This is a genomic window from Streptomyces sp. NPDC085931, assembly GCF_044540565.1.
Lineage (GTDB): Bacteria > Actinomycetota > Actinomycetes > Streptomycetales > Streptomycetaceae > Streptomyces.
In genome coordinates this window covers 538,609-550,312 of record NZ_JBITSK010000001.1, presented here as the reverse complement: position 1 = coordinate 550,312, position 11,704 = coordinate 538,609, and the positions used below count along the sequence as shown (strand labels likewise).

Sequence of the window (11,704 nt, the reverse complement as noted above, 5' to 3'; positions counted from 1 at the left end):
AACCCGTGCGTGCACGGGCAGGATGGTTTCCGCGGGGCCCGGCGCGGCCCACGGAGGAGTGGGGCCGAGGCCCCCGGAGCAGAAGGGGCGTCTGGTGTTCACTAGCGTTTTGATGATCGAGAAGGCCCTGACGTCCGCCGACGTGGAGTTCGTCACGACCTTGCACGGGGAGGAGGAGGTCTCCTTCCAGGTGCTGCTCCAGCCGCGCGGTGAACAGGCCGACCGTCTGCTGCGGGCCATCGACGACGTGGCGCTCGGTGAACTCGACGAGGCCGTGCGGGAGGGGGAGACGCCGGAGGGCGAGGAGGCCCTGAGCGTCGGGCAGCGGGCCCTGGAGGTCTCCCTGGCGGCGCTGCGGGCCTCGGGCAGCGCGGCGGAGGGCCGGCTGATCGAGGACCATCCGCTGGACGCGCTGAAGTCCCTGGTCGAGGAGGTCCGGGCCGACGAGGTCATCGTGCTGACCGACCCCCACTACGTGGAGGAGTTCTTCCACCGGGACTGGGCCTCGCGCGCCCGGCACAAGGTCGGGGTGCCGGTGCTGAAGCTGTTCTCGCACAGCAAGGCCTAGCTCCCCCCGGGGGGAGACCGGGTGCCGGGTTGGCGCGGCCCGCTGCGCCACTGAAATAAGGTGGGGGCGCCCACAGACGTCACGCCGTACTTGGAGAACCGCATGGCACCCGGCCTTCCCACCGCCATGGACCGACCGCACTTCATCGGCATCGGTGGGGCGGGGATGTCGGGGATCGCCAAGATCCTCGCCCAGCGCGGGGCCGTCGTCGCGGGCAGCGACGCCAAGGAGTCGGCCACGGCCGAGGCGCTGCGCGCGCTGGGCGTGACCGTGCACATCGGGCACGCCGCCGCGCACCTGGCCGACGACGCCAGCTGCGTCGTCGTCTCCTCGGCGATCCGGCAGGACAACCCCGAGCTGGCCCGCGCCGCCGAGCTGGGCATCCCCGTCGTGCACCGCTCCGACGCGCTGGCCGCCCTGATGGACGGGCTGCGCCCGATCGCGGTCGCCGGCACGCACGGCAAGACGACCACCACCTCGATGCTGGCCGTCTCGCTGAGCGAACTGGGCCTGAAGCCCTCCTACGCCATCGGCGGCGACCTGGACGCGCCCGGCTCCAACGCGCTGCACGGCGAGGGCGAGATCTTCGTCGCCGAGGCCGACGAGTCGGACCGCAGCTTCCACACGTACGCGCCCGAGGTCGCCATCGTCCTCAACGTCGAGCTCGACCACCACGCCAACTACGCGTCGATGGACGAGATCTACGAGTCCTTCGAGACCTTCGTGGACCGGATCACCGAGGGCGGCACGCTGGTGATCGCCGCCGACCACGAGGGCGCCCGCGAGCTGACCCGGCGGGTCGCCGGACGCGGTGTGAAGGTGGTGACCTACGGCGAGTCCGCGGACGCCTCCGTGCGGATCCTGTCCGTGGTGCCGCAAGGCCTCAGGAGCGAGGTCACCGTCGACCTCGACGGCGAGCGGCTGACCTTCGCGGTCTCCGTACCCGGACGGCACTACGCGCACAACGCGGTCGCGGCCCTGGCCGCGGGCGTGGCCCTCGGTGTCCCGGCCGCAGAGCTGGCCGGGGCCATCGCGGCGTACACCGGCGTCAAGCGCCGGCTGCAGCTCAAGGGCGAGGCCGCGGGCGTGCAGGTGATCGACTCCTACGCCCACCACCCCACCGAGATGACCGCCGACCTGGAGGCCATGCGCGGGGCGGCGGGCGACTCGCGCATCCTGGTCGTCTTCCAGCCGCACCTGTTCTCGCGGACGCGGGAGCTCGGCACGGAGATGGGGCAGGCGCTGGCCCTCGCGGACGCCTCGGTCGTGCTCGACATCTACCCGGCCCGCGAGGACCCGATCCCCGGCGTCACCAGCGAGCTGATCATCGAGGCGGCCCGGGCCGCGGGCGCGGACGTGACGCCGGTGCACGACACGGCGGAGGTCCCCTCGGTCGTCGCGGGAATGGCGAAGCCCGGTGATCTCGTTCTCACCATGGGAGCGGGCGACGTCACCGACCTCGGCCCGCGGATCCTGGACCGTCTGTCGAACTGAGGGGCTGGAGGCTCATGCCGTACGACGTCGAGAAGCCGGACGAGCAGTGGCGCGCGGAGCTGAGCCCGGGCGAGTACGCCGTGCTGCGCCAGGCGGCCACCGAGCCCGCCTTCACCGGTGAGTACACGGACACCAAGACCCGGGGCGTCTACTCCTGCCGCGCCTGCGGAGCAGAGCTGTTCACCTCGGACACCAAGTTCGAGTCGCACTGCGGCTGGCCGTCCTTCTTCGACCCGAAGGACACCGACGCGGTGGAGCTGATCGAGGACCGTTCGCACGGCATGGTGCGGACCGAGGTGCGGTGCGCGCGCTGCGGCTCGCACCTCGGGCACGTCTTCGAGGGCGAGGGCTACCCCACGCCCACGGACCAGCGGTACTGCATCAACAGCATCGCGCTGCGGCTGACGCCCGACGCCGGCTGAGCGCGCTCAGCGGATCCGGCACTCCTCGCGGGTGAGGGGTGCCGTGTCCCCGGCCGTGCGGCGGCACAGCACGTGGACCTCGGAGGTGCCGTCGCGGGAGCGGCGCACCTGCTTCAGCACGATGCTGTGCCCGGTGCGGTCGCCGTAGAGCGGGGCGCGGGTGAAGTCGATGGTGCCGGTGGCCATGCCCTCGATCTTGACGTTGCGCAGGTCGACCCAGGTCGAGGCGCGGCTCTGCGGCCGGTCGTCGCGGGTGGCCGCCCAGAACAGGGCCCGGGTCGCGTCATGGGCCAGGGCCGTCTGGCCGCTGGCCAGGGCCGGGCTGTCGTAGCGCAGCCGGCGGCCCGCGAGGCCCGGCAGGTGCTCGGCGGCGTCCAGGTAGAAGGCCGTCCCGGTGGCGGCCTTCTCCAGTTCGGCGAGGGCCGCGTGGTACAGCGTGACCTTCGGCGCCACGGACTGCCCGCCGGATGTGAAGTCGGCCTTGGACAGGTCGTCGCCGGTGAGGATGGCCAGGGGCCTGCGGGCGCAGCCGGGCTCGGTGCCCAGCTGGGTCATCAGCGGATCGACGTCCTCCACCCGGCCGGCGAAGTAGATCACCGACGGAACCCGCTCGCCTCGGCAGATCTCCTGGGCGTGCGAGCGCAGTTCCGGCGTGCCGCCGCTGAGCTCGTAGCGGCGGCGGTCGAGCAGGGTGAAGCCCTGCCGGCGCAGCATCTCCCCGCCGTAGCGGGCCTGTTCGTCGGTGTACAGATCGTCGGTCCGTGCCGTGTCGCGGGCCAGCACCAGGGCGTACTGCCTACGCCCGGGGGTGCGCAACTGGGCGGCTATCAGGCCCAGTTGGCGGGTCTGCCACTCGTCGGTCGCGGCCAGGCTGAACCAGTTGGCGAACTCGCGGGGCAGATACGTGGCGGAGTTCGTGCCGGAGACGACCGGCAGGCCGGCCTCCATCAGGGTGCGGGTGGTGGCCCTGCTCGACTTCAGATCGCGGCCGGTGCCGATCACGCCCACCACGGTCGGGTCGTGCGCGGCGTACGCGGCGATCGCCTCGGCCATCCGCTCCTGGTGCCGCAGGTCCACACCGCCGTTGGCGATCAGCACGCGCAGCTTCACGCTGGAGTTCTCGTTGACGACGGCCTGCGCGAGGTACACGCCGGCCAGCTCCTCGGCGCCCTTCACGAGCGAGGAACCGTCGGCCGGGTCGGCGCTGAGCGGCCCGGCGTAGACGACGGTGACGTACCGGCCGGGGTGCCGGGCCAGGACGTCCGCGTTCTGCCGGGCGATGCGGTCCTCCAGTTCGGCCACCGTCCAGGGTCTGTCCTCGCCGGCGGCCGTCTGGGCCCCCACCTCGTCGCCGGGCGCGGGCTCCGGCAGCCAGTCGGCGAAGCGGACCCCGTCGGTCGCTATGCCGATGCACTCCGTGCCGCCGCCGGGCGCCGTCGCGCGCCGGGTGTCGCGGTTGGCGGTGAGCAGGGATGCCGAGCAGTACCGGTCGTGCAGGGCGTCGGACCGCATCACCGTGCCGGTGGCCAGCACGGCGATCACCAGGACCAGGGTGTGCAGGGCCCACACCAGCCGGGCGAGCGTCGGCCGGGTGGAGGCGCGCAGATGCCGGCGGCGCTCCTCGACGGGGCCGAGCTGGTCGTGCGGCAGCGGGATCTTCATCACCCAGGGCAGGACGGACCGCTCCCGGCTGGGGGACTGCTCGGCGCGCAGGTTGTGCGCCCACTCCCGGTACCAGGTGCGCAGCCGCTCGCCGAACTTCGGCGGCACTGGGTCCGGGTCGGGCGCCGTCTGGACCACGCTGCGCTCCAGGCGCGGCACGTCGAGCGCGCGCACCGCGGCCACCACCAGCAGCGGGTCGAGTTCGCTGCGCCGGCTGCGGACGTCGCTGACGGCGCGGATCAGCTCGATGCCGCCGTTGCGGGCGTCGGCGTGCGGCAGGAACAGCATCGGCGGGCGGGGCCGTTTGAAGCCGCGCAGGTCCCAGCTCCAGCGGCGGTGGTTGTCGCGCAGGTCCTCCCGCAGCGCCAGCACGCACAGCTGGAGGTGGAAGTCGCCGCCCGCCTTGAGGGCCTCGGCGACGTCGTAGGCCCGGGCGGCGATGGCCTTCCAGGACCGCACCGGGCGCAGCAGCGAGACCTCGGTGGGCTCGTCCTGGTCCGCCGCGCGCAGGAAGGTCGTCGTCATGAACCAGCGGCTCTCGCGGCGCAGCCACAGGAAGATGGGCGCCCGGCCGGGCAGCACGTAGTTGAGGACGGTCAGCAGCAGCAGGAAGACCAGGCCGGCGCCCACCGCCACGTACCACTCGCTGCGGGCCAGCAGCGCGGCCAGCACGGTGACGAGGCTCGCCGGGAGGATGTGCGCCATGTCGAACAGCGGCAGACCGGAGTGCCAGCGCGCGGCGTTCCGCGGCCGCCAGCGCTGCTGGGCCAGCTGGTTCAGCAGCAGCTGCCGCTGGTCCTGGCCGGCCTCGGGGCTGCCCGGGGCGGGCGCGGGCCAGCTGTCGCCGAGTGCCGCGACCGCGTCGTCGATGGCGTGCACCAGCCGCAGCCGCGGGAACGCGTAGCGCCGGTAGACCGCCCTCGGGCCGCCCCACTTCTTCGGGTCGCTCAGGGCCCGCACCAGGGCCGCTGCCCGGCGCACCTCCGTGGGCCCCTCGTAGGCGTCCTGCACCACCGCGCAGCGCGTGCCGTGCGCCTCCTGACCGGTGTACAGCTGCCGGACCAGCCCGGCCACCGCGTCGTCGTCGGCGCTCTCCTGCGCGTGCACGACGAACACCGGCATGGGCGGCTCGGTGCTCGTGCGGAAGTCCTGGATGAGCACTTCGAGCTGGTCCTGGAGATGCGCCCCGGCGCTGCTCTCCGGCATGCCGTCATGTCCCCCAGGGCAGTCCGGCGGCGTGCGATCGGCGTTCACCATGGGCAACCCCCGTTCACCTTCGGTGACTTACGAGGCTAACCGCTGCGGCTGGGGTGGGAGTGGGTGACGCGGGAACCAGCGGAACGTTTCCGCCGGTCGCCCGCCGCGGCCGGGATGGCGTACGACGGGTTCGGCCGGCTGCGCGACCCGGTGCCCGTCACCGGTGCGGACGCGCTCCCCCCTGCCGCCGGACGCGCGCGCCCCGCACCGGGCGGACGTGCGGCGTCCGCAGGGCGCCGCGACTCCGCCGGCCCGCCGCACGTCGGCCCGCCGGCACCCGTACTCCGGCCGCCCGGCGTCCGGCGTCAGGAGTCCGGCGGACGTCAAGGTGCCGTGGGAGACAGGCTGCCCGGCAACTGCCCGCCCAGCGGCGGGAGTTCCGCCCGACCGCCGGCTGGGCATCGTGTCAGGGGCGCGGGCCGCGCCGCCCCGGAGGGGGAGCGGGCGGGCCGTACCGGCCGGCGAAGGGATGGGAGAGCCATGACGTCACCGCTGCCCTCGGGAGAGCCGCTGCCGCAGCCGCTGCCGAACCCGCCGGCCTCGGTCGCGATGTTCCTGGTCGCCACGATCGACCCCGGCGGGCAGAGCGCCGTACGGGAGGTGCTGGGCTCGCTCGCGGGCCTGGTGCGCTCCGTCGGCTTCCCCCGCCCCGACGGCGGGCTGGGCTGTGTCGCCGGGATCGGCTCGCGGGCCTGGAGCCGGGTCTTCGGCGGTCCGCGGCCCGCCGAGCTGCACCCGTTCCGTGAACTGGCCGGGCCCCGGCACCACGCCCCGGCCACCCCGGGCGACCTGTTCTTCCATCTCAGGGCCGCCCGCACCGACCTGTGCTTCACCCTCGCCGCCGAGCTCCTGCGGCGGCTGCGCGGGGCGGTCACCGTGCGCGACGAGACACAGGCGTTCTCCTCCGTCGACTCGCGCAACCTGCTCGGCTTCGTCGACGGCACCGAGAACCCCGTCGGCCCGGCCGCCGCCGACGCGGCCCTCGTCGGGGACGAGGACCCGGCCTTCCGCGGCGGCGCGTACGCGCTCGTGCAGAAGTACCTGCACGACGTGGACGCCTGGGAGGCCCTCGCCGTCGAGGCGCAGGAGAAGATCATCGGCCGCACCAAGCTCACCAACCTGGAACTCGACGCGCCCGGCTCCCACAAGGACGTCAACACCGTCCTCGGCCCGGACGGGGCGGAGCGGAGGATCCTGCGCTCGGCGATGCCGTTCGGCAGGCCCGGGCACGGCGAGTTCGGCACGTACTTCGTGGCCTACGCGCGCACGCCGGAGATACCCGAGACGATGCTGCGCAAGATGTTCCTGGGCGGGCCGGGTGCCGGGCCCGACCCGCTGCTCGACTACTCCCGGGCGGTGACCGGCAGTCTGTTCTTCGTGCCGCCGGCCGCCTTCCTCCAGGCCCTGCCGGGCGGCTGATCCCCGTGGCCTGGCTCCCCCCGGCCCTGCGCCGCCACCGGGAACCCCTCGCTGCGCAGCACCCTCCGCCGCGCGTCCACCGCGAACACCTCGCAGCCGGGCCGGGACGCCGCCCAGGAGACGCCCTGCGCGCCCAGGGCGAAGGCCGCCGTGGCCACCGCGTCCGCCTCGGTCAGGGTCGGGGCCACCACCGTCATGCTGAGCAGGCCGGTCGCCGGGCGGCCGGTGCGGGCGTCCAGGATGTGGTCGCCGCGTTCGTAGCGGGCGGACGTGGCGACCGCGCGGTCCGTGAGGTCCAGCACCGCGCACAGCCGCCCGGCGTCCTCGGGGTGGCGGACGCCCACGCGCCAGGGGCCACCGGCCGTGACCACGTCACCGCCCGCGTTGAGGCAGAAGCGCCGCGCCCCGGCCGCCGAGAGCAGCTCCGCCCCCCGCTGCACCGACCAGCCCTTCACCACGGCGCAGGGGTCCAGCCGCCCACCGGGCGGACGGACGTCGAAGGCGCCCCCGGTGGCCACCCGGTACTCCTCGCACAGCTCCAGGACCTCGCGCAGGTCCGGGCCGGGCCCGGACAACTCGCCCCGGTCCAGCCGGGACACCTCGCTGTCCGGGCGGAACGGGCTGAACCGCGCGTCGGCCTCCCGCAGCCACGCGAACAGCTCCTCCACCGGTTGCTCGGGGAAGTCCTCGTCGTCGATCCGCACCGACACCGGGAAGCCCATGACGTGCTCCACGCGCCGCATCCGTCAGCCCTTCGCGTCGAGGGCGGCCTGGAGCGACTCCCGGTAGCCGTCGCTGGTGACGGTGGCGCCGGAGACCGTGTCGATGTCGGCGCTCTGGGCCCGCAGCGTCTCCTCGATCAGCTTGGGCACGGCGGCGGTGGTCTGCGGGTGGTCCGGCTGCCGCAGCATCCGCACCGAGGAGATCCGGTCCCCCTCGAAGGTGACCTCGACCTGCACCGGACCCTTCTCGGTGTCGACCGTGGATCCCGCCACGACCGCGGACGTCGCACCGCCGGGCCCCGCGGACGACGACACCGAGGGTGCCGGCGCCGGGGCCGCGGTCTCGGCGCCGGTGTCCTGGGAGGGCGCGTAGCGCCAGACGGGGATGAGTCCCGCGACGCTGAGGACGAGGACGGGCAAGGCTCGCTTCACGACAGTCTCCTCGTCATCCGGCCAGGCTGAAGCGTTCGAAGTGGATCTGCGGCCGGGGCACGCCCAGCTCGCGCAGGCTGCCCAGCACGGCGTTCATCATCGGCGGCGGGCCGCACAGGTAGACGTCCCGCTCGGTGAGGTCCGGCACCAGCCGCGCCAGCTCGGCGGGCGCCAGCCGGTCGGGCACCGGCGGGCCCGTCACCAGGTGCAGCTCGGCGCCCCGGGCGAGCGCGAGGTCACGCAGTTCGTCGTAGAGCACGGCGTCCCGGTCGGTGGCGACCCGGTAGATCACCACCGCGTGGCCGTGCAGTTCCTCCAGCAGGGCCCGGACGGGCGTGACACCGACGCCGCCCGCGATGAGCACGGCGTCGGGCCGGGCGCGGTGCAGGGCGGTGAAGGCGCCGTAGGGGCCCTCGGCGAAGACCCGGGTGCCGGGCTTGAGGTGCCGCAGGGCCGCGCTGCCGTCGCCCGCCCGCTTGACGGTCAGCCGCAGGGTGCGGCCGTCGGGCGCGGCGGACAGCGAGAACGGGTTCGCCTGCCACCAGCGGTCCTTCGTCAGGAACCGCCACAGGAAGAACTGACCGGCCCGCGCCGGCAGCCGGTCCAGGTCGCGGCCGGTGACGTAGACCGAGACCACGTCGTCGTTCTCGGGGACGACGGCCGTCACCCGCAGCCGGTGGCGCAGGTTCCGCCACAGCGGCAGCACCAGCCGGCCGGCGCCCACCGCGGCGAGGGCCGCGCCCCACAGCGTGTACCAGTACGCCGTCGCCACCGGTGAGGCGGTGAACGTCGTCCCGGCCGCGACCTGGTGCGTGAACGCCAGCACCACCGCCACGTAGGTGTACAGGTGGATGAAGTGCCAGGTCTCGTACGCCAGCCGCCGCCGGGCCGAGCGGGCCGAGACGACCCCGACCACGACGATGATCGCCAGCGCGACGATCGCCCGCAGTACGCCCTCGACCGTCTCGGCGAGGTCCACCAGCTGGTTCACCGGGTCCAGCGAGGACGACGCGGCGTAGCCGAGGACGACGAACACGGCGTGCGCCAGCAGCAGCCACAGCACCGAGAAGCCCGTCCAGCGGTGCCAGGACGTCAGCCGGTCCATGCCGATCCGCCGGTCGAACCACGGCAGCCGCGCCACCAGCAGCAGCTGGAACGCCATCAGCAGCGCCGCGTACAGCCCGGTCAGCCGGCCCAGCACGATCAGCGCGTTCGAGGCGAAACCGGCCCGGACGAAGAAGACGGCCACCACGGCCGCGTTGGCGAACAGCACCGCGTACAGGCCGGTGCGGCCCACCACGTTCGGCCGCACACCGGGGCGGGTCGCCACGGGAGGTTGTCGGAGGGTCGTCACGGTCGGCAGCTCCTTGATCGGATCCTGGGATTCGAGCTTGGCGCCGGGGAGCTGTCGGGAAGCTGTCGCTCAACTTTCAAGTTTTTATCGATCCGGCCTCGGGAGGGCGGGCGGCTGGGGCGGCGCGGGGCCGGTGCAGCACTATGAGGGCGTGGAGAAAGTACGACTTCTCGTCGTCGACGACGACCCGCCCATCGCCGACCTCGTCGCGACCGTCGCCCGCTACGAGGGCTGGGAGGCGGTCACCGCGTACACCGGCGAGGACGCGCTGCGGCGGGCCGCCGAGTTCCACCCGGACATCGTGGTGCTGGATCTGATGCTGCCCGGCGTGGACGGCTTCGGCGTCCTGGACCGGCTGCGCGCCTCCGGCACGATGGTGCCGGTGGTGTTCCTGACCGCGCGCGACGGCGTCGCCGACCGGGTCGCCGGCCTCACCCGGGGCGGCGACGACTACCTGGTCAAGCCGTTCGCCGTGGAGGAGCTGATGGCCCGGCTGCGGACCGTGCTGCGGCGCAGCGCCGGCCCGTCCTTCCAGCGGTCCGTGCTGCGGGTCGGCGACCTCACCATGGACGAGGACACGCGCGAGGTGCGGCGCGGCGAGCGGCTGCTGTCGCTGACCCCGACCGAGTACGAGGTGCTGCGCTACCTCCTGCGCAAGTCGCCCACCGTGCTCACCAAGGCGCAGATCCTCGACCACGTGTGGGAGTACGGCTTCGGCGGCCGGTCCAACGTCGTCGAGCTGGTCGTCAGCAGGCTGCGCCGCAAGCTCGACGAGGCCGGCGAGGGCGCCCCGGAGCTGATCCACACCGTGCGCGGCTTCGGCTACGTGCTGCGGCAGGCCGCCGAGTGATCGCCCGGCTGCGGCGGGCCTACCGCAGGATGCGCCTGGGCACCCGGCTCGCCCTGGGCCTCGGTGCCCTGTCGCTGGTGGTGTTCGCGGTGGTCGGCACCGCCCTGACCACCTACATGCGCGACTACCTGTCGGCCCAGCTCGACACCCAGCTCGCCCAGGCCCAGATCGCCCAGTCCAAGAGCATCGCCGACTACGGCACCCTGTCGGGCAAGAAGTACTACAGCTGGTTCTACGCCGTGTACGACGTCAAGGACGGCGGGCCCGAACTGCGCAGGCCCGAGGACCCGGCGGACCTGCCGGAGGACGTCGACGACTTCACCGCGCTGGCCTCGGCGCAGTCCGCCGCCCACGAGGAACTGCTGCGCACCGAGCACCTCAGGGGCGCGGGCACCTACCGGCTGCGCGCCTGCGAGGTCGAGCCCGGCGTGGTCCTGGTCAGCGCCGCGCCCATGGACGAGATCCAGGACACCGTCGGGCAGCTGATCACCATCCAGGTCGTCACCTTCGCGCTCGCCCTGCTCGCCCTGGTCGTCTTCGGCCGGCGGATGCTGCGCCGCGGCCTGAAACCGCTCAGCGACATGGCCACCACCGCCCACGGCATCGCCTCGCACGACCTGACCGAGTCGGCGGCCCGGCTGCCGCTGCGCGCCGACGGCCGGGACGGCGGGCCGGAGGTGGACGAGCTGCGGACCGCCTTCAACACCATGCTGGAGCACATCGACGACTCCCTCGCCGTGCGCGCGGAGGCCGAGCAGCGGCTGCGCCGGTTCGTCGCGGACGCCTCCCACGAACTGCGCACCCCGCTGATGTCGGTGCGCGGCTACGCCGACCTCTTCCAGTACGCGGCCGCCAACGCCCCCGGCGAACGCGACCGGCACCTGGCCCGGCTGCGCGCCGAGGCCGCCCGCATGGGGGTGCTCCTGGACGACCTGCTGCTGCTCGCCCGGCTCGACGCGGCCGAGGTGGAGACCCCGCTGCGGCTGCAGGACGCCGATCTGACGGAGCTGGTCGGCCAGGCCGCCGACGCCTTCCGGGCGGGCCACCCCGGTCACCCGCTGACCGTGCTCGCGGGTCCCGGCCCGGTACGGCTGCGGATGGACCCGCTGCGCATCCGCCAGGTCGTCGACAACCTCCTCACCAACGCCGCCGTGCACACCCCCGCCGGCACGGAGGTCTCCGTCGCGGTGCGCGTCACGCCCGGCACCGCCGAGGTGCGGGTCGCCGACACCGGCCCCGGCATCCCGCCCGACGACCGGGCCCGGGTCTTCGACCGCTTCTACCGCGTCGACAAGGCCCGCAGCCGCGACCGCGGCGGCAGCGGACTCGGCCTGGCGGTGGCCCGGTCCCTGGTCCGGGCGCACGGTGGCCGGATCGAGCTGGACAGCGCGCCCGGAGCGACGGTGTTCACCGTGTCCCTGCCGCTCGGCGGCGCGGGCCCCGCGGGCCGCTGAACACGGGCCCTTTAGACTCGACCGGCAACAGCCCGTACGACCATGGCCAGAACTCTCCGCCAACCCGAAG

The 11,704-nt window shown here is 73.8% G+C and carries 10 protein-coding genes; 6 read left to right on the top strand and 4 right to left on the bottom strand.

The features are described from left to right. The first annotated feature begins 94 nt into the window (after window positions 1-94). The 3 genes from ACIGAN_RS02315 (at window position 95) to msrB (ending at window position 2,484) form a co-directional block, all read left to right on the top strand. Complete coding sequence (locus ACIGAN_RS02315; RefSeq protein ID WP_365738500.1) at window positions 95-568, top strand: indole-3-glycerol phosphate synthase; 474 nt, start codon at window positions 95-97, stop codon at window positions 566-568. 102 nt (window positions 569-670) lie between these two features. Then, the gene (gene murC / locus ACIGAN_RS02310) at window positions 671-2,062 is read left to right on the top strand and encodes a UDP-N-acetylmuramate--L-alanine ligase (protein ID WP_399854493.1); all 1,392 of its coding nucleotides are present in this window, start codon (window positions 671-673) and stop codon (window positions 2,060-2,062) included. Between the two features lie 14 nt (window positions 2,063-2,076). Beyond that, window positions 2,077-2,484: a peptide-methionine (R)-S-oxide reductase MsrB gene (gene msrB / locus ACIGAN_RS02305; RefSeq protein ID WP_365738496.1), complete on the top strand. Its 408-nt coding sequence runs from the start codon at window positions 2,077-2,079 to the stop codon at window positions 2,482-2,484. Between the two features lie 6 nt (window positions 2,485-2,490). Here msrB and ACIGAN_RS02300 read toward each other — a convergent pair whose 3' ends face one another. Beyond that, window positions 2,491-5,352: an ABC transporter substrate-binding protein gene (locus ACIGAN_RS02300; protein WP_399854492.1), complete on the bottom strand. Its 2,862-nt coding sequence runs from the start codon at window positions 5,350-5,352 to the stop codon at window positions 2,491-2,493. Between the two features lie 531 nt (window positions 5,353-5,883). Here ACIGAN_RS02300 and ACIGAN_RS02295 point away from each other — a divergent pair. Then, window positions 5,884-6,822 (top strand): Dyp-type peroxidase, encoded by a 939-nt coding sequence (locus ACIGAN_RS02295; protein WP_399854491.1) that lies wholly within the window; start codon window positions 5,884-5,886, stop codon window positions 6,820-6,822. Here the strand turns inward: ACIGAN_RS02295 and ACIGAN_RS02290 are convergent. From ACIGAN_RS02290 to ACIGAN_RS02280, 3 genes are read right to left on the bottom strand one after another with little or no spacing between them, the layout of a single operon-like run. Then, a complete protein-coding gene (locus ACIGAN_RS02290) occupies window positions 6,747-7,565 on the bottom strand; it encodes an FAD:protein FMN transferase (protein ID WP_365738490.1) in 819 nt (272 codons plus the stop codon). The genes ACIGAN_RS02295 and ACIGAN_RS02290 overlap by 76 nt on opposite strands. Before the next feature lie 3 nt (window positions 7,566-7,568). Then, window positions 7,569-7,976, bottom strand: coding sequence for an FMN-binding protein (locus tag ACIGAN_RS02285; RefSeq protein WP_399854490.1), 408 nt, complete (start codon window positions 7,974-7,976; stop codon window positions 7,569-7,571). 13 nt (window positions 7,977-7,989) lie between these two features. Further along, window positions 7,990-9,276, bottom strand: a complete 1,287-nt coding sequence (locus ACIGAN_RS02280) for a ferredoxin reductase family protein (protein ID WP_399854625.1) — start codon at window positions 9,274-9,276, stop codon at window positions 7,990-7,992. Between the two features lie 205 nt (window positions 9,277-9,481). On the opposite strand from ACIGAN_RS02280, the gene ACIGAN_RS02275 reads away from it, so the two are divergent. Next, entirely contained in the window at window positions 9,482-10,180 is a 699-nt protein-coding gene (locus ACIGAN_RS02275; RefSeq protein WP_309096866.1) for a response regulator transcription factor, read from the top strand. Further along, the gene (locus ACIGAN_RS02270; protein WP_365738484.1) at window positions 10,177-11,634 is read left to right on the top strand and encodes a sensor histidine kinase; all 1,458 of its coding nucleotides are present in this window, start codon (window positions 10,177-10,179) and stop codon (window positions 11,632-11,634) included. The genes ACIGAN_RS02275 and ACIGAN_RS02270 overlap by 4 nt, the downstream gene beginning before the upstream one ends. Window positions 11,635-11,704: the final 70 nt, after the last annotated feature.

Bases quoted from the DNA above. Each gene is read 5' to 3' on its own strand.
- ACIGAN_RS02300 (WP_399854492.1), bottom strand. From the start codon at position 5,352: ATGCCGGAGAGCAGCGCCGGGGCGCATCTCCAGGACCAGCTCGAAGTG.
- murC (WP_399854493.1), top strand. From the start codon at position 671: ATGGCACCCGGCCTTCCCACCGCCATGGACCGACCGCACTTCATCGGC.
- ACIGAN_RS02290 (WP_365738490.1), bottom strand. From the start codon at position 7,565: ATGCGGCGCGTGGAGCACGTCATGGGCTTCCCGGTGTCGGTGCGGATC.
- ACIGAN_RS02295 (WP_399854491.1), top strand. From the start codon at position 5,884: ATGACGTCACCGCTGCCCTCGGGAGAGCCGCTGCCGCAGCCGCTGCCG.
- msrB (WP_365738496.1), top strand. From the start codon at position 2,077: ATGCCGTACGACGTCGAGAAGCCGGACGAGCAGTGGCGCGCGGAGCTG.